Origin of the sequence: Mycobacterium sp. 29Ha, from assembly GCF_032883055.1 — a bacterium.
In the GTDB taxonomy this organism is placed as follows: domain Bacteria; phylum Actinomycetota; class Actinomycetes; order Mycobacteriales; family Mycobacteriaceae; genus Mycobacterium; species Mycobacterium gallinarum.
This window is the reverse complement of sequence record NZ_JAMQTI010000039.1, coordinates 1-16,776: the sequence shown is the minus strand read 5'-3', so window position 1 is coordinate 16,776 and position 16,776 is coordinate 1. Positions and strand designations below refer to the sequence as shown.

General features: G+C 65.5%; 20 protein-coding genes and 3 tRNA genes. 12 read left to right on the top strand and 11 right to left on the bottom strand.

All coding sequences use genetic code 11. From position 1 onward, the window contains the following. Positions 1–6: 6 nt before the first annotated feature. The 4 genes from M1248_RS31275 to M1248_RS31265 form a co-directional block, all read right to left on the bottom strand. Positions 7–567, bottom strand: a complete 561-nt coding sequence (locus M1248_RS31275) for a DUF664 domain-containing protein (RefSeq protein WP_163688592.1) — start codon at positions 565–567, stop codon at positions 7–9. 102 nt (positions 568–669) lie between these two features. Then, entirely contained in the window at positions 670–2,136 is a 1,467-nt protein-coding gene (gene tnpB, locus M1248_RS33485) for an IS607 family element RNA-guided endonuclease TnpB (protein WP_410506769.1), read from the bottom strand. A gap of 93 nt (positions 2,137–2,229) precedes the next feature. Further along, positions 2,230–2,302: transfer RNA gene (locus tag M1248_RS31270), tRNA-Arg, on the bottom strand. A gap of 16 nt (positions 2,303–2,318) precedes the next feature. Beyond that, positions 2,319–2,410, bottom strand: a tRNA-Ser gene (locus M1248_RS31265). Positions 2,411–2,504: 94 nt separating this feature from the next. On the opposite strand from M1248_RS31265, the gene hisC reads away from it, so the two are divergent. The 3 genes from hisC to M1248_RS31250 are packed head-to-tail and all read left to right on the top strand — an operon-like array spanning position 2,505 to position 4,481. Beyond that, positions 2,505–3,560, top strand: a complete 1,056-nt coding sequence (gene hisC / locus M1248_RS31260) for a histidinol-phosphate transaminase (protein ID WP_163688602.1) — start codon at positions 2,505–2,507, stop codon at positions 3,558–3,560. Then, positions 3,557–4,021, top strand: a complete 465-nt coding sequence (locus M1248_RS31255) for a DUF4334 domain-containing protein (RefSeq protein WP_317150700.1) — start codon at positions 3,557–3,559, stop codon at positions 4,019–4,021. The genes hisC and M1248_RS31255 overlap by 4 nt, the downstream gene beginning before the upstream one ends. Further along, positions 3,981–4,481, top strand: coding sequence for a DUF4334 domain-containing protein (locus tag M1248_RS31250; protein ID WP_317150699.1), 501 nt, complete (start codon positions 3,981–3,983; stop codon positions 4,479–4,481). Before M1248_RS31255 ends, M1248_RS31250 begins: the two co-directional genes overlap by 41 nt. Here the strand turns inward: M1248_RS31250 and M1248_RS31245 are convergent. Then, positions 4,478–5,059 carry a TIGR03086 family metal-binding protein gene (locus tag M1248_RS31245; RefSeq protein WP_163732095.1) on the bottom strand — a complete coding sequence of 194 codons (582 nt, stop codon included), beginning with the start codon at positions 5,057–5,059 and terminating at the stop codon, positions 4,478–4,480. The two genes, M1248_RS31250 and M1248_RS31245, sit on opposite strands and share 4 nt — an antisense overlap. A gap of 41 nt (positions 5,060–5,100) precedes the next feature. Here M1248_RS31245 and M1248_RS31240 point away from each other — a divergent pair, with 41 nt between their 5' ends. Continuing rightward, entirely contained in the window at positions 5,101–5,538 is a 438-nt protein-coding gene (locus M1248_RS31240; protein WP_163732098.1) for a hypothetical protein, read from the top strand. A gap of 17 nt (positions 5,539–5,555) precedes the next feature. Beyond that, positions 5,556–6,380 carry a crotonase/enoyl-CoA hydratase family protein gene (locus M1248_RS31235; protein WP_163732101.1) on the top strand — a complete coding sequence of 275 codons (825 nt, stop codon included), beginning with the start codon at positions 5,556–5,558 and terminating at the stop codon, positions 6,378–6,380. Here the strand turns inward: M1248_RS31235 and M1248_RS31230 are convergent. Both M1248_RS31230 and M1248_RS31225 read right to left on the bottom strand, forming a co-directional pair. After that, complete coding sequence (locus M1248_RS31230) at positions 6,367–7,275, bottom strand: NAD(P)-dependent oxidoreductase (protein ID WP_317150698.1); 909 nt, start codon at positions 7,273–7,275, stop codon at positions 6,367–6,369. The two genes, M1248_RS31235 and M1248_RS31230, sit on opposite strands and share 14 nt — an antisense overlap. Continuing rightward, on the bottom strand, positions 7,275–7,688 hold the full coding sequence (locus M1248_RS31225) for a hypothetical protein (RefSeq protein ID WP_163732107.1): 414 nt from the start codon (positions 7,686–7,688) through the stop codon (positions 7,275–7,277). The genes M1248_RS31230 and M1248_RS31225 overlap by 1 nt, the downstream gene beginning before the upstream one ends. Before the next feature lie 46 nt (positions 7,689–7,734). On the opposite strand from M1248_RS31225, the gene M1248_RS31220 reads away from it, so the two are divergent. Next, positions 7,735–9,117: a PLP-dependent aminotransferase family protein gene (locus M1248_RS31220; RefSeq protein WP_317150697.1), complete on the top strand. Its 1,383-nt coding sequence runs from the start codon at positions 7,735–7,737 to the stop codon at positions 9,115–9,117. Here M1248_RS31220 and M1248_RS31215 read toward each other — a convergent pair. From M1248_RS31215 to M1248_RS31205, 3 genes are all read right to left on the bottom strand, one after another. Continuing rightward, positions 9,114–9,428: a hypothetical protein gene (locus M1248_RS31215; RefSeq protein ID WP_317150696.1), complete on the bottom strand. Its 315-nt coding sequence runs from the start codon at positions 9,426–9,428 to the stop codon at positions 9,114–9,116. The genes M1248_RS31220 and M1248_RS31215 overlap by 4 nt on opposite strands. Before the next feature lie 134 nt (positions 9,429–9,562). Continuing rightward, positions 9,563–9,652: transfer RNA gene (locus M1248_RS31210), tRNA-Ser, on the bottom strand. Between the two features lie 31 nt (positions 9,653–9,683). Further along, positions 9,684–10,196: a MarR family winged helix-turn-helix transcriptional regulator gene (locus M1248_RS31205; protein ID WP_163732112.1), complete on the bottom strand. Its 513-nt coding sequence runs from the start codon at positions 10,194–10,196 to the stop codon at positions 9,684–9,686. 79 nt (positions 10,197–10,275) lie between these two features. On the opposite strand from M1248_RS31205, the gene M1248_RS31200 reads away from it, so the two are divergent. Continuing rightward, a complete protein-coding gene (locus M1248_RS31200) occupies positions 10,276–11,259 on the top strand; it encodes an NAD(P)H-quinone oxidoreductase (RefSeq protein WP_163732118.1) in 984 nt (327 codons plus the stop codon). Between the two features lie 12 nt (positions 11,260–11,271). Here M1248_RS31200 and M1248_RS31195 read toward each other — a convergent pair whose 3' ends face one another. After that, on the bottom strand, positions 11,272–12,468 hold the full coding sequence (locus M1248_RS31195; RefSeq protein WP_163732120.1) for a cysteine desulfurase-like protein: 1,197 nt from the start codon (positions 12,466–12,468) through the stop codon (positions 11,272–11,274). A gap of 318 nt (positions 12,469–12,786) precedes the next feature. On the opposite strand from M1248_RS31195, the gene M1248_RS31190 reads away from it, so the two are divergent. The 5 genes from M1248_RS31190 (at position 12,787) to M1248_RS31170 (ending at position 16,748) form a co-directional block, all read left to right on the top strand. Beyond that, on the top strand, positions 12,787–13,287 hold the full coding sequence (locus tag M1248_RS31190) for a bacterial proteasome activator family protein (protein WP_163732123.1): 501 nt from the start codon (positions 12,787–12,789) through the stop codon (positions 13,285–13,287). Between the two features lie 11 nt (positions 13,288–13,298). Further along, positions 13,299–14,147, top strand: a complete 849-nt coding sequence (locus tag M1248_RS31185) for an ABC transporter ATP-binding protein (RefSeq protein ID WP_163732126.1) — start codon at positions 13,299–13,301, stop codon at positions 14,145–14,147. Continuing rightward, positions 14,140–15,042 carry a glycosyltransferase family 2 protein gene (locus M1248_RS31180; RefSeq protein ID WP_317150695.1) on the top strand — a complete coding sequence of 301 codons (903 nt, stop codon included), beginning with the start codon at positions 14,140–14,142 and terminating at the stop codon, positions 15,040–15,042. The genes M1248_RS31185 and M1248_RS31180 overlap by 8 nt, the downstream gene beginning before the upstream one ends. Continuing rightward, complete coding sequence (locus M1248_RS31175) at positions 15,039–15,869, top strand: ABC transporter permease (RefSeq protein WP_163732132.1); 831 nt, start codon at positions 15,039–15,041, stop codon at positions 15,867–15,869. Before M1248_RS31180 ends, M1248_RS31175 begins: the two co-directional genes overlap by 4 nt. A gap of 114 nt (positions 15,870–15,983) precedes the next feature. After that, positions 15,984–16,748: a DUF222 domain-containing protein gene (locus tag M1248_RS31170; protein WP_317150694.1), complete on the top strand. Its 765-nt coding sequence runs from the start codon at positions 15,984–15,986 to the stop codon at positions 16,746–16,748. The last annotated feature ends 28 nt before the right edge of the window (positions 16,749–16,776 follow it).

Below are 16,776 nucleotides of genomic sequence, written 5' to 3'. Positions count from 1 at the left end.
CCCAATCTAGCGGCCCGACCGCGGTTGCCATCCCGGCGGCGGATCTTCACCCACCCGGCCGTCGACGGCCTCGCGGATCAGGTCGGCGTGGCCGGTGTGCCTGCTGTATTCCTCGATGAAGTCGCACAGCAGGCGGCGCAGGCTCGCATGGTTGCCGTCACCGTCGGAGACGTGGACCAGCTGGTCGAGTCCGCCCCGAGCCAACGCGACGTCGAGGCGGGTGCGGGACCGCGCCACCGCGTCCTCCCACAGCGCGTACAGCGCCTCCGGCGGGTCGGCGGCCGCCGACGTGAACTCCCAGTCGTCGGTGCCGTCCCACAGCGTCTGCCACGGCTCACCGACCGGCTCGCCGGTGAGCTTCTGGGTGAAGATGTAGTCCTCGTTGATCGCCATGTGCTTGAGCAGACCGCCGAGCGTCATCGCAGAGGCCCCGATGCGTGTCTGCAGTCCGGCCGCGTCGAGGTCGTCGGTCTTCCAGCGAAACGTCGCCCGCTGCCGCTCGAGCGCACCGACCAGATGCTCGACCTCGGTGCCGGCCAGCGGCGGTTCCCACGGGGTTTCGGTCATACAGCCACCGTAGGCACCTTGAGCGCGCGCGCCCGAAGGGATTCGAACCGTTACCGTGGAGTCCATCTGAAGCGATGCGCTCCACAGCAGCAGCGTGATTACTCACGCAGCGTTGCCCACGCGGGGCTTCCCGTGGCGGTACCCACTGCCGACTTGACCGGCCTTCTGCGGGTTTCCAGCGGGCTCGTTTAGCGTCGCCCCGCAACTCGGGGAGGACGTGCCACCTGCAGCTTGGCTGGCAAGTGCAGCCAAGTTGCGAGCAGCATTTAGGTCGCGATCCAGCGTGACCCCGCACGTCTCGCAGTGATAGACACGTTCGGAGAGGCGCAGTTTGGCTTTCGTTGCGCCACATCCCGAACACAATTTTGAGCTGGCGTAGAACCGGTCGGCGACGATGAGCTCGCCCCCGCGCCACTGGGACTTATACGAAAGTTGTCGCCGTAATTCGCCCCAGCCAGCCCCGGCAATCCGGCGCGCCAACCTGCGGTTGTGCAGCATGCCCGCAATATTGAGATCCTCGATCACAATTTGGTCGAATCGTTCGGACAATGAGGTCGTCAATCTGTGGAGTGCATTGATTCGGGCGTTGGCGACCCGAGCGTGAAGTCGATTCACTTTGTCTTGGGCGCGATACCAACGGCGCGACGGAGGCTTTCCGGTGCGCCTGTCGGGCCCCTCTCTTCGCGTCGCCTTGCGTTGCAACCGACGGAGCGTCTTGTTGACCTGCTCGAGATGAGCGGGGTTGGCAACCATTCCTGCGGCGTCGGAGATACCCCGCACTGGCTCAGACAAGATGGCCAGGTGTTGGATCCCAAGATCCACCCCAACTACCTCTCGCGGCAGCCCAAGTACCGAAGGGGCCATCCGAACCTCGACCGAGAAGGAAACGAACCATCGCCCTCGCGCATACGAAATTGTGGCGGACTTAATTCGCGCAGTTCCCTCCGCGACGCGTCGCGCCAATTTGCGAGTCGACTCGTGAGTTCGCACCAGGCCGATGCGAGGAAGCTTTATGTGACGCCGGTCGGCATCGGAGAGGCCAAACGCACCAGTAGTAAAGCGGCATGACATCTGGCACTTTTTGGACTTGAACTGTGGAAACCGCATTCGCGGCCCTCTGCGGTCGCCCGATTGCGACTTGACCCAACAGCGGAGGCCGACAGCCAAGTTGGCGAGCCCTGACGAGTACGCCTCCTTCGAATTGTCCTCCCACCACGGAGCGACGTCATCCTTGGCGTCGTTCCATAATCTGCGCAAGGCATACGCCGACCAGTCCAACGACGGCGTGAGATCCCGATCGCTGATGCCATATGTTTGCTCGGCCGCTCGCTGTTCAAGATTCGCGATGACTCTGCGCAGTCCCCAGTTGTACGCGTACCGCTGCGCGCCGCAGTGCGACCGAAGAGCTTGTTCTTGCGAAGGTGTCGGGTCAAGCGCGAACCGATAACCCCTGACCAAACTAGGGGCTCGGGCGCCCGGCGGTCCGCTAGTGGTCAAGACTTCGCTCCCGGATTTTCCACACCAGGAACTGTTCCAGACGAGTCCGACAAGTCGACGTCCCCGCGACACGGGCTCTAGGGAGTGTCAAGGATCAGCCGAAGTAGGTGTAAACCATCAGCGAAGCCAAAACGTCAAGCATCACCCGACGTCATACCCTCAAAGCGCGCCCGAAGAGATTCGAACTCCCAACCTTCTGATCCGTAGTCAGATGCTCTATCCGTTGAGCTACGGGCGCATGCATATTCAGTTGTTGGCGGAGGCGAGAGGATTTGAACCTCCGGCCCGGTTTAAGCCGGGCAACTCATTAGCAGTGAGTCCCATTCGGCCGCTCTGGCACGCCTCCCGACGTTTACCGCCGATCCGACAGAGTACACAGGCCCGACGGCACCAAGCAAAGCAGATCAGGGGCGCACCGAGCGTCCCCATAAACTGATCGCGTGACCGCCCGTCTGCGACCCGAACTTGCCGATCTACCGGCGTATACCCCCGGCAAGACCGTGCCGGGCGCGATCAAGATCGCGAGCAACGAGACGGTGCACGGGCCCCTGCCCAGCGTGCGGGCCGCGATCGAGAAGGCCACCGACAACATCAACAGGTACCCCGACAACGGCTACGTCGAGCTCCGCGAGCACCTGGCCAAGCACGTCAACTTCTCGCCGGAACACATCTCCGTCGGCTGCGGGTCCGTCAGCTTGTGCCAGCAGTTGATCCAGATCACCTCCACGGTCGGCGACGAAGTGCTGTTCGGCTGGCGCAGCTTCGAGATCTACCCGCTGCAGGTCCGCACAGCGGGCGCCACCCCCGTGCAGGTGCCGCTGACCGACCACACCTACGACCTCGACGCGATGCTGGCCGCGATCACCGACCGCACCCGGCTGATCTTCGTGTGCAACCCGAACAACCCCACCAGCACCGTCGTCGACCCCGAGCAACTGGCCAGGTTCGTCGAGGCCGTGCCGTCGGACATTCTCATCGCCATCGACGAGGCATACGTCGAGTACATCCGCGACGGCCTGCTGCCGGACAGCTTGGGGCTGGCGCACAACCACGCCAATGTCGTTGTGCTGCGCACGTTCTCGAAGGCATACGGGCTGGCCGGGCTACGCATCGGCTACGCCGTGGCCGACCCGGACATCATCACCGCGCTCGGCAAGGTATACGTCCCGTTCACCGCGACCAGCGTCTCGCAGGCCGCGGCCATCGCATGCCTGGACGCCGCCGACGAGCTGCTGGCCCGCACCGACGCTGTCGTCGCCGAACGCGCCCGCGTGACGGCAGCGCTGCTCGACGCGGGTTACACGGTGCCGCCGTCGCAGGCCAACTTCGTCTGGCTGCCGCTGCCCGGCCGGGCGCAGGAGTACGCCCGCGCCGCCGCCGATAGCCGAATCATCGTGCGGCCCTACGGCGAGGACGGGGTGCGCGTCACCGTCGCCGCACCGCACGAGAACGACATGTTCCTGGAATTCGCCCGCAACTGGATCCGAGACGCATGAGCGAGCCGGCCAGCCGTCAGCGGTTCGGTGAACTCACCTCGAAAACGGGGCTGATCGCGTACGAGGACCTGGAGCAGTTCTGGTCCACGCTCGAACCGGTCGACATCGACTTCATGATCGGCGAATGGCGGGGCGGCGAACTGCCCTCCGGCCATCGCGGTGAGGGTTTCCTGGGTGACCGCTGGTTCGGCACGACGTTCCGCTCGGCCACCGACGTGGATCCGGTGGTGTGCGTCGACGAGGACGGCAACAAGTACTCGGATACCGAGGTCATGAACGGCTCAGCCAGCCTGTGGATGGAAGAGTTTCGCGGCGAAGTGACCGCGACGATGGTGTACGACGCCATGCCGATTCACGATCACTTCAAAAAGGTGGATGACAACGTCGTCATCGCAGTCACGAACGGAAAGGGTGCGCGCGATGGCGGCCGGTATTTCTTCTTCTACCTCGAGCGCGTCTGACACCGACGCTCGGAAGACGTTTGCAGCGCTGAAGGAACGCACGGATCGGATCTCCGATGCCGAACTCGACGAGTTCTGGGCCACGCTGGCACCGGCGACCATCGACTTCATGATCGGCGAGTGGGCGGGCGGGGAGTTCGACACCGGTCACCGCGCCAACGGGTTCATGAAGCGCCTGAACTGGTTCGGCAAGACGTTCGTGTCGGCGACCGACGCCAAGCCACTGGTGTGCCTGGACGCCGACGGCAACAAGTTCTCCAACACCGAGGCGATGAACGGCGAGGCCAGCCTCTGGATGGAGGAGTTCCGCGGCGAGCTCGTCGCCTCGATGGTTTACGACGGCAGGCCGGTGCACGACCACTTCAAGGTCGTCGACGACAACGCCGTCATGGGGATCATGAACGGCAAGGGCGCCCTCGACGGAGACAAGTTTCTGTACTTCTACCTGGAACGCGTCTAACCCGGCCGGCGGCCGGTGAACGCCAACAGCCTGTCCAACGATCCGGCGTCGTCCGGAATGTCGACCGGATCGTCGAAGCCCGCGCGGGTGCGACCCTGCGGGGTGATGACCTTGGTCGCCAGCCCCATGACGTAGTCGGTCAGCGAATCGGGCGTATTCACCTCGCGGCCGACGGCCGCAGCGTAATCCCAAGCGTGGACCAGAAATTCGAGTGACAGGATGCCTGCCATCACCGTCGCGGGCGCCTCGCTGTTCCCGAAAGGCACCGTGCCGTCGAGGCCGCGCCGTTTCCACGCGTCCAGCGCGGGCCGTCCGGCGAGGACCACCTGCCGCTCCACCGAGTCCGTCCGGTCCCGCTCGGGGAATTCCGCACCCGCCGCACCGCCGAGCACGGTGATCGAATTCATCAGGTGATCCGTTAGGCCTGCCACGTCGAACTCGCGGCACGGTGTCTGCTTTTCGAGGTCGTCGGCGGCGATGCCGTGCAGCACGTGCTGCAGCACGGCGAAGGTGGCTTCTGCACTCTCCAGTTCGTCCGCAGGCGGTGAATCCGGTCCGGCACGCAGATCGTCCGTCATGGCTCCCACGCTACGTCGCGCTTGCGCCTATCGTTGCCCAGATGAAGACGTACGTGCGGGTGGGCGCATCGGCCCTGATCGTGGTGGGCCTGGCCGCCGGGTGCTCACGCACCACCGAGGGCACCGTCGCCATGACGACCGAGCCTGGGCCCCCGATCTCGTCAGAAGACACCGAGACGGGTCAGCCGACGATTCCGGGCCTGCCGGACATCGAGCTTCCCGACATTCCGGGCTTGCCCGGGTTTCCGGGTAACGACGTCCCCGACGTGCCCGCCCCGGCGAACGCGCAGACGATGACGTGCGACGAGTACACCGGCCTCGACGAGGCCACCCAGAAGGCCGTCGTCAAGGCCATCCTCAATGAGGACGGCGTGACCGACGAAGCCGCGGAGCTGACGGCGATGCTCATGGCCGGCGCCATGTGCCAGTTCATGCCCGACCTCACGGTCAGCGAGGTGGTGTCGGGCTCCCCACCGTGAGTGGCTAGCCTGCACCCATGGGCGACACCTACGAATCCGTCACCGTCGACATCAAGGATTACGTCGCGCAGGTGACGCTGATCGGCCCCGGCAAGGGCAACGCCATGGGCCCGGCCTTCTGGGCCGAGATGCCCGAGGTGTTCGCCAAGCTCGACGCCGACCGCGACGTGCGCGCGATCGTCCTGACGGGTTCAGGCACGAATTTCAGCTACGGACTCGACCTGATGGCGATGGGCGGCATGCTGTCCGGCGTCATGTCCGACGGGGCGACGGCGCGTCCGCGCGCGGAACTGCACGCCACGATCCTGCGCATGCAGGGCGCCATCAACGCCGTCGCCGACTGCCGCACCCCGACCATCGCGTCGGTGCACGGCTGGTGCATCGGCGGCGGCGTCGACCTGATCTCGGCCGTCGACATGCGCTACGCCAGCGCCGACGCCAAGTTCTCGGTGCGCGAGGTCAAGATCGCGATCGTCGCCGACGTGGGCAGCCTGGCCCGCCTGCCGCTGATCCTGTCCGACGGGCACCTGCGCGAGCTGGCGCTGACGGGTAAGGACATCAACGCGGCCCGTGCCGAGAAGATCGGTCTTGTCAACGACGTGTATGACGACGCCGAGGCGTCGCTGGCCGCTGCACATGCGACCGCCGCCGAGATCGCCGAGAATCCGCCGCTGGTCGTCAGCGGTGTCAAGGACGTGCTCGATCAGCAGCGCATCGCCAGGGTCTCGGAGAGCCTGCGCTATGTCGCGGTGTGGAACTCGGCGTTTCTGCCGTCGAAGGATCTGGGCGAAGGGATCACGGCGACGTTCGAGAAGCGGCCGCCCAACTTCACCGGGGAATAGGGGTCCAGCCGAACTCCGCCTTCGCCTTCGCATTCGACAGCGGCAGCCACGTCGTGCCGAATGCCGTCGCCGGATACGACGCGACGAGGCCCAGCAGCTTGTGCGAGATCGGCAGCGGCCGCGGCCGGCCCAGCTTCGCCGACAACTCCCGCACGTAGTCACCGAACGACTGCGGCCGGTCGTCGACGATGTTGTAGACCTCACCGCCTCGGCCCTTCGTGACGGCGTCTGCGGTGGTCTTCGCGACATCGTCGATGTGTATCCACGAAACCACGCCGTCGCCCGTCAGCGCCGGCATTGCCCACCACTTGGCCAGCTTGACGAAGAGTTCGTCATGCGGCACATCTGGCCCGTAAAAGATGCCGTAGCGCAACACAATTCCCTCTGTATCGCTGTGCTCGCCGGAGGTCAGCACAGTCTGCTCCATACCGCGCAGCGCGGCCAGCATAGCGTCACCGCCCGGCGGCGGCGGACCCGGATAGAGATCGGTTTCGTCCACCACGCGAGGTCCGGACCTCGGATAGCCGTAGGCGAACACCACCGACTCCGCGACGACGCGGCGTACTCCCGCCCGTTGCGCGGCTCGTACGAGATTCGGCGCGCCGACACCCCAGAGTTCGCGTGCCGGTTCGAAGTCCTTGGGGCGCTTGGGGCCCCACTTCGGCAGGGTCGTCAGCAGCGAGATCACCACCTCCGGTCCGACGTCCGCGACGACCTTGTCGATCTCGTCGGCGTCGAGCACGTCGGCAACCACCGGCTTGCCGCCCGTCGCTGCAATCTGCGACGTCTTCGACGACGTCCGGGTCACACCGATCACCTCGTGCCCGCGAGAATTCAACTCCCGCAACAACGGAAGACCGGGCACGCTCGTCGCACCGGCAACCAGCACCCGCATCAGCGCACGCCCTTCTCCGTGCGGATGGCGGCGCGCAACGCGATGGCGAGTATCACCGTCGTGAACACCAGGCCCCCTGCCTCCATCCACCCGATCAGGTCACCGGCGCCGTGGTGGGGGTCGATGATGTGGCTCAGCGAGTGCAACGCCCAGTGCAGTGTCGCGAATGCCAGGGCAGGAACCCGCCACGACACCCGGCGCACCGCGGCGAGCAGCAGCAGACCCTGGGGGATCTCGAACGTCGCGTTGTCGAAGATGTAGTGATCGTTGCGCACGCCGAAGGTGCCGAGCGTGTCGAAGAACGGACCCGGGAAGAACAGCATGAACAGCCCGATACCCAGGGCATAGATCCCGAAGACGATCAGCGTCACCTCGACGAAGCCGCCTCTTGTGCGGGTGGGAGTCGTCGTCATACCGTCACGCTAATACGTGACTGGTCTCAAGATGGGTGCCACTTTGATGACTACTTCGGGTACCACTTCTGGTCCGGAGCTGCTGGTCGAAATCGACAGGACGGCGCCGACTTCACTGCATCACCAGCTCGCCAACGGCCTGCGCGACGCGATCCGCACGGGCCGCCTGACGCCGCACACCCGGCTGCCCTCGAGCCGCGTGCTCGCCGCCGACCTCAACGTGTCGCGTCGGCTCGTCGTGGATGCCTATAGCCAACTGGTCGCAGAAGGCTTCCTGCTCAGCACGCGCGGCTCGGGAACCCGTGTCGCCACCGTCGACGTGGCGACCGCCCCCACCTACAGATCCGCGGAACCACCGCGCTTCGACGTCGATTTCTTTCCCGGATCGCCTGACCTGTCCAGCTTTCCACGGCACTCGTGGCTGCGGGCGCTGCGGCAGGGGCTGGCCGGTCTCGAGTCCGAAGCCTTTGGCTACGTCACGCCGCAGGGTCTGCTCGAGACACGCATTGCGATCGCGGACTATCTGCGTCGCACCCGCGGGGTGCTGGCCGATCCGCAACACATCGTCATCTCCTCCGGCGTGACACAGGCCATCGCGCTGCTGGGCCAAACGCTGCGGACCACTCCGCTGGCGATGGAGGATCCCGGATTTTGGCAACATCGAATGATACTGCGGCACAACGGTGTCGAGCCGATTCCTGTCCCCATCGATGGCGAGGGACTCGATGTCGATGCCCTCGCGAGCAGCGGTGCGGAAGTGGTGCTGACCACTCCGGCGCACCAGTCACCGACGGGCGTCGTGCTATCGGCACCACGGCGGACCGCGCTGATGGAGTGGGCCCGTGCCGGTCATCTGGTAATCGAGGACGACTACGACGCCGAATACCGTTACGACCGTGCGCCCGTGGGGTCATTGCAGGGCATCGCGCCCGATCGCGTGGTGTACGTGGGGTCGACGAGTAAGACGCTGGCTCCCGGTCTGCGCATCGGCTGGATGGTGTTGCCGCCACACCTGGCCAAGGCGGTCATCTCGTCGAAATGGCTTGCCGACACTGGAGGTTCGGTGATGGATCAGGTCGCCTTCGCCCAGTTCCTGACATCGGGTGAGTACGACCGGCACCTGCGGCAGATGCGCAGGCGCTATCACACCCGCCGGACCGCGCTGCTAGACGCGCTGGCACGGCACCTGCCCGACGCGACAGTGCTGGGCGCCGCGGCCGGCGTCCATCTCACCGTCCGGTTTCCCGACGCCTTTCCCCTGGACGACCTGGTCGCGCACGCCAAGAAGGTCCGCGTCAGGGTCGAGCCGGTGGCACGCTGTTATGCCGAACCCGACACGGCGCCACCGGGATTGCTGCTCGGCTACGCGAACCTCACGGAGTCACAGATCGAACGCGGCGTGCGCGAATTGGCTCGGGCGCTTCGTTAGCTGCCGCCACCACCGCAGCCACCACCACCACATCCGGCACCGCCACAACCGCCGTTGTCGAAGCCACCGGTGCCGATATAGCCCGTTCCGGCGGCGCCGGTCGACCCGGCCGCCCACATATTGCGGCGCTGCCTCGCTCTCATCGCCTTACGATTACGCGGGCTGTGCAGTTCCATATAGCTTCGGCGATATTTGTCCTCGGCCGAACCGCGCTGGCTGATGCGGCTACTCCACATCAGCCAACTCACCACCACAACAAATAACAAGGCCAGCACCGAGATTCCGATCACGGCCCCCACCGTTGCGCTCATGGACGAAGATTACTGCCGTGTTCGGCACTCGCCCAGTGTGGAAACGCTATGGGATTGTTAAGGTCTCGACTCGACTCGATACCACACATTTGTAACTTGCGACGCGGCCGGTGGAGGAATGTTCGATTGCCAGATGGCGGTGGCGGAGGGATTTGAACCCCCGGACGGTTTTAGCCGTCTCTCGCTTTCAAGGCGAGTGCATTAGGCCGCTCTGCCACGCCACCGTCGACAAGCGTACTGGTGGACGGTTACGGCTCAGACGCGGCCGAGCTTCGCCGGCGGCGCCGCAGTCTTGAGCGCGACGCTGATGCGCCTGCAGTTCTCCCCCATTGCCGCGATCTGCGGACGCGACAATCGGCCGAGGAAGTGCACTCGCACGCCCTCGCCGTACGTCGCCATTGCCTCGCGTACCGCGGATCGGCCCTCGTCGGTGATGGTGGCGAGCACGCCGCGACCGTCTTCGGGACTCGCACCGCGCCGCACCAGCCCCTGCAATTCCAGGCGGCGGATCTGCCGCGTGACGCGGCTGGGCAACGACATGAGAGCGTCTGCCAGATCTCCCATCCGTGATGACCCCGTCGCCGACTTGTCCAAGATGTCGAGCAACCGCACATCGTTGAGGGTCAGTTGATGTTCGTCCAAAAGCGACCTGTTGAGGGTCGCGTACATCCGTAGCGCCGAGTCGAGGAAGTGTTGCCACGACCTCTGTTCGGCGATGTCCAATCCAGGCATATCACTGGCTGTACGCCCCCCTATGATGCTCTCCATCCGGCAATGGTAAATCCCCAATGCGTTGCTGGGGCAGGAACATACAGACGCGTTATCGCAGGCTAGTAGGCTTATTTGAATGCATTCGATCGTGGTAGCCAGCAAAGGTCAGTTGACCTGGCAAGAAGTTACTGACATTGCACCCGGCGAAGACGAGATCTTGATCAAGATCAGCGCCGCGGGGGTCAACCGAGCCGACCTGTTGCAGGCCGCGGGCAAGTATCCGCCGCCACCGGGAGCCAGCGAGACCCTCGGGCTGGAGGTGTCAGGGACCATCGCCGCGCTGGGTGATGGGGTCACCGGCTGGGACGTCGGACAGCCGGTCTGTGCCCTGCTGGCGGGCGGAGGCTACGCCGAGTACGTCGCGGTCCCCGCGCCGCAGGTGATGCCCATCCCGGAGTCGGTGCCACTGCAGCACGCGGCTGCGCTGCCCGAGGTCGCGTGCACGGTGTGGTCGAACCTCGTGATGACCGCGGGCCTGTCGGCGGGTCAGCTCGTACTCGTCCACGGCGGCGCCAGCGGCATCGGCACCCACGCGATCCAGGTCGGCGTCGCGCTCGGTTGCCGGGTTGCGGTGACGGCCGGAGCGAAGAACAAGCAGGATCTGTGCGCCGAGCTCGGCGCCGAGATTGTCATCGGATACCGCGACGAGGATTTCGTCGAACGTGTGCGCGCGGAAACCGACGGCGCCGGCGCCGACGTGATTCTCGACATCATGGGAGCCGCCTATCTCGACCGCAATGTCGACGCGCTCGCCCCCGACGGCCGCCTGGTGATCATCGGTATGCAGGGCGGAGTCAAAGGCGAATTGAACATCGGGAAACTCCTCGGCAAGCGTGCCGGGGTGATCGCGACCGCGCTACGGTCGCGTCCGGTGAGCGGTCCCGCCAGCAAGGGCGAGATCGTGACCGAAGTCGTCGCCAACGTGTGGCCGCTGATCGCCGCCGGCGAGGTACGTCCGATCATCGGCGCCGAGTTCGGAATCGAGCAGGCCGGCGAAGCGCACGAGTTGCTGGAGTCCGGCGATGTGTCGGGGAAAATCCTTCTGCGCGTGGCAGATTGACGTTCGCTACCGTCAGCCCAGCGACGCCAGCGCGCGGACGAGCTGGTCCACTTCGGCGGTCGTCGTGTAATGGGCCAGGCCGACGGTGACAGCACCGCCGATGTCGTTGACGCCGATCACGTCGAGCACCCGCGAGCCCGCGTTCGCGATAGCCAGGATGCCATTGTCGGCCAGCCGCTGCACCACCCGCTCGGCAGGCACGTCGCTGACCGCGAAACTGAGGACGGGGATCCGTATTTCGGGTTGCCCGATCACCATGACCGCGGGCAGCGACCGCAAGGACATTTGCAGGTAGTCGAACAGCCGGCTCATGTACGACGACGCCGATTGCATTGAGGTCGCTAGTCTTTCACGACGGGTACCCTGCGCCGACTCGTCGAGGGACGCCAGGTATTCGACGCTGGCGACGACGCCGGCGAGCAGGCCGAACTGATGCGACCCGACCTCCAGCCGGGCCGGACCACGGGCGTACGGGTTCAGTGAGACCGAGGCGAACGAATCGATGATCGACGGATCGCGGAACACCAGTGCACCGATCGGGGGCCCACCCCAGGCGAGGGCGTTCACGGCGACCACGTCCGCATCGATCTCGTCGATGTCGATCAGGCGATAGGGCGCGGCGGCAGAGTGGTCGACCACCACCAGGCCGCCGTTGTCGTGCACCAGCTTGGTGACCGGCCGCAAATCGGTGACGGTGCCCAACGTCGACGAGGCCGACGTGATGGCGACCAGCCGGGTGGGCGCAGTGATGAGGCCCTCCCACTGCCAGCTCGGCAGTTCGCCGGTCTCGATGTCGACCTCGCCCCACTTGACCTTGGCGCCATAGCGATTGGCGGCTCGCAGCCACGGGGCGATGTTGGCTTCGTCATCCAGCCGGGTGACCACCATCTCGTAGCCGAGACCCACGCGGGCGGCGGAGGCGTCAGCCAGGTTGGTGAGCAGTACGGCACGGTCCGAGCCGAGCACCACACCGTCGGGGTCCGCGCCGACGAGATCGGCCACCGCCTGGCGGGCGGCCGTGAGCACCGCGGCGCTGCGTTGAGCCGACGGATGTGGTCCGGTCGACGTCGGCATCGAACCCCGGAAGGCGGTGGAGACCGCCCTCGCGACGGCATCGGGAATGAGCATGCCGTGCTGTGCGTCGAAGTGCACCCAACCGTCGCCCAGAGACGGGTGCAGTCCGCGCACCCGGGCGACGTCGTATGCCATGCCAGCCCACCTTAAGCGTCCTTGAATTGCACTACCGGACACGATCTCGCACGATGCCCGGCTTACCACCCGTTGCTACCCAGCCGGGCCCGAAACGGGTCACCTGGCGAGCCATACTAGTGCAGCGGCATCGGGGTTCGGAGTGCTCATAGCACTTTCGTGACCAAGGGTGCGGGAGCACGGAATGAATCCATTCACAGGGCCCGGACTGCGGGTTCGCCAAGACTGACGGGCTAGTGTCGCTACGTACGTCAGATCGTGGCGATAGGTCCGCGACGACGAGGCGAAACCGCAGCGACCACTGGCGCGGAGAGGAACATGACAGCCAACAACGACGACGACGGCATCGAGATCATCGGCGAGGATCCGCGCGCCGGCGCGCAGGACGATGACGGGAAATCGCTGACCGACCTGGTCGAGCAGCCCGCGAAGGTGATGCGGATCGGCACGATGATCAAGCAGCTGCTGGAGGAGGTGCGTGCGGCACCGCTGGACGATGCGAGCCGCACCCGGCTGCGCGAGATCCACCGGACCAGCATCGCTGAGCTCGAGGAAGGCCTGGCGCCCGAGCTGCGCGAAGAGCTGGAGCGCCTGACGCTGCCGTTCACCGAGGACGGGGTCCCGTCCGACGCCGAGCTTCGCATCGCGCAGGCACAGTTGGTGGGCTGGCTGGAAGGCCTGTTCCACGGCATCCAGACGGCGCTGTTCGCCCAGCAGATGGCGGCGCGCCAGCAGCTGGAGCAGATGCGGGGCCAGGGTGCGCTGCCACCAGGAATGGCTGGACCGCGCGGCGGCGCCGGGACCGGCCAGTACCTCTAGGAGCCCTGCACGTGGCCCCACACATCTCGACGCGCAACGCCTGGGTGGAGTTCCCGATCTTCGACGCCAAGTCGCGGTCCTTGAAGAAGGCGTTCCTCGGGAAGGCCGGCGGCGCGATCGGCCGCAACGAGTCCAACGTCGTCGTCATCGAGGCGCTGCGCGACATCACGATGTCGCTGGAACTCGGCGATCGCGTCGGGCTAGTCGGACACAACGGCGCGGGGAAGTCGACGCTGCTGCGGCTGCTGTCCGGGATCTATGAACCCACCCGCGGCGTCGCGACGGTGACCGGCCGGGTGGCGCCGGTGTTCGATCTCGGGGTCGGCATGGATCCCGAGATCACCGGGTTCGAGAACATCATCATCCGCGGACTGTTCCTCGGGCAGACACGTAAGCAGATGCTGGCCAAGGTCGACGAGATCGCGGACTTCACCGAGCTGGGCGACTACCTGTCCATGCCGTTGCGTACCTACTCGACCGGTATGCGGGTACGCCTGGCGATGGGCGTGGTGACAAGCATCGACCCCGAGATCCTGTTGCTCGACGAGGGCATCGGAGCGGTGGACGCCGACTTCCTGAAGAAGGCGCAGTCGCGGCTGCAGAGCCTTGTCGAGCGCTCGGGCATCCTGGTGTTTGCGAGCCACTCGAACGAATTCCTGGCCCGGCTGTGCAAGACCGCGATGTGGATCGACCACGGCACCATCAAGATGACCGGCGGGATCGAGGAGGTCGTGCGCGCGTACGAGGGCGAGGACGCCGCCCGTCATGTGCGCGAAGTCCTCGACGAACACCGCGCGGATTGGCCGGCGACGGCGATGAGCGCCCCGCGCGAAGAGCAGACAACAAAGTCCGATGAGTGACACGGTGTGCGCCGTCGTGGTCACGCACCGGCGTCCCGACGAACTAGCCAAGTCGCTGGAAGCGGTGGCGACCCAGAGTCGCACGCCGGACCACTTGATCGTCATCGACAACGACAACGATCCGCATGTCGGTGAACTCGTTGCCGGACAACCGCTTCCGACTACTTACATTGGGTCCCGGCGGAACCTCGGCGGCGCCGGAGGTTTCGCGCTGGGAATGCTGCACGCGCTGACGCTCGGTAGCGACTGGGTGTGGCTGGCCGACGACGACGGGCGGCCCGCCGACTCCGAAGTGCTCGGGACACTTCTGGCATGTGCCGAGAAGTACGGGCTGGCCCAGGTGTCGCCGATGGTGTGCGACATGAATGACCCTGGGCGCCTGGCATTTCCATTGCGCCGCGGGTTGGTGTGGCGACGCCGGGTCTCAGAGCTGCGCACCGAGACATCTACCGATCTGCTTGAGGGCATTGCGTCGCTGTTCAACGGCGCACTGTTCCGCGCGTCCACGCTGGAGGCCACCGGCGTACCGGATCTGCGGCTGTTCGTGCGCGGCGACGAGACAGAACTGCACCGTCGCCTGGTGCGGACGGGGCTCCCGTTCGGCACCTGTCTGGACGCGGTCTATCTGCACCCGCAGGGCGGTGACGAGTTCAAGCCGATCCTGGGCGGACGGATGCACACGCAGTACCCCGACGACAAAACCAAGCGGTTCTTCACCTATCGCAACCGTGGATACCTGCAGTCGCAGCCGGGCCTGCGGAAGCTGGTGTTCCAGGAGTGGGTTCGGTTCGGCTGGTACTTCCTGGTGTCCCGGCGCGACCCTTCAGCTTTGATGGAATGGATTCGGTTGCGGCGCATGGGTCGTAGGGAGAGGTTCGGGAGGCCTGCACAGTGACGTTCACCGACGCCGCCGCACAGTCGAAGACGTTTGGCCGCGCCTGGGGTGACCTGGTCGCGGGCTTCAGCAAGCGTGAGCTCTGGTTTCATCTGGGCTGGCAGGACATCAAACAGCGCTACCGCCGGTCGGTGCTCGGGCCGTTCTGGATCACGATTGCGACGGGTGCCACCGCGGTCGCGATGGGGCTGTTGTACTCCAAGTTGTTCAAGCTTCCGCTCGAAGAGCATCTGCCCTATGTGACTCTGGGCCTCATCGTCTGGAACCTCATCAACGCGTCGATTCTCGAAGGCGCGGAGGTCTTCATCGCGAACGAGGGCCTCATCAAACAGCTTCCGACGCCGCTGTCCGTTCACGTGTACCGATTGGTGTGGCGGCAGATCATCCTGTTCGGCCACAACATGATCATCTTCGTGATCATCGCGTTCATCTATCCCAAACCGTGGACTTGGCCCGACCTGGCGGTCATCCCGGCCTTGTTCCTGATCATCTTGAACTGCGTGTGGGTATCGCTGTGCTTCGGCATTCTGGCGACCCGGTACCGCGATATCAGCCCGCTACTGGTCAGCCTGGTCCAGTTGTTGTTCTTCATGACGCCGATCATCTGGAACGAGTCGACGCTGCAACAGCAGGGGGCGGGTGACTACGCCCGGATCGTCGAGTTGAATCCGCTGCTGCACTATCTGGACATTGTACGGGCGCCACTGCTCGGCGCGGATCAAGAGGTGCACCACTGGGTCGTGGTCATTGTGCTGACCATCATCGGGTGGACGCTCGCCGCGTTTGCGATGCGTCAATATCGGTCGCGCGTCGCGTACTGGGTCTAGCTTTCGGGTGCGGGCCGAGCGGTCGTGCTCGGCAGTTATCCCCAATGGCGGTTTTGTCCACAGGTTGGGTTGAGCTGGTGGTTCGGAGTCGTGGGCGCGGTTAGTGTCGAATGCATGTTCGATCAACTCGTCGAGGCAGCCACCCGCAGCCGGGGTGTCGCGGCAGTGGGCGCATGGGCGCGGGTCGAGAACGCCGCCTGCGCGCGCCGATTGTTCGCCTGTGCTGATGAACTCGAGCGGATGCTGGCCGCCGATGGCTCTGAGGAGCGCGAGCAGTGGTGTCTGGACAACTGGGGCGCGGTCGCGGCGTCGGTGGCCGCGGCGCAGAACGTGTCGTTGGGGGTGGCCTCGCATCAACTGCTGATCGCCGACGCGCTGCGCCAGCGCCTACCGCGGGTGGGTGAGGTGTTCGCCGCCGGGGCGATCACCTACCGGCTGGTGTCAGCGATCGTGGCCCGCACCCGCCTGATCTGTGATCCGGATGCGATGGCCAAAGTCGACACCGAGATCGCCGCCCAGGTCCAAGACTGGGGATCGCTCTCGGCGCACAAGACCGACACTCAGATCGACTACTGGGTCGACCGGTATGACCCCGCCGCGGTGCGGCGCACCGAATACTCCGCGCGCGGCTGCGGTGTCGATATCCACGACCCCGACGACGGGTCAGGTGTGGCGTTCATCGAGGGCCGGCTCATCGTCACCGACGCCGAAGCGCTCGACCAACGGTTAGACGCGATCGCGCGCACCGTGTGCGAGAACGATCCGCGCACCCTGGACCAACGCCGCGCCGCGGCCCTGGGCGCGTTGGGGCACAAAGCTGACCGGCTGGTGTGTGGATGCGAGAACCCCGACTGCGGGCGTGTCATTCCATCTGTGTAAGTCCGGGGTGGTCCATCATCGGACCGCC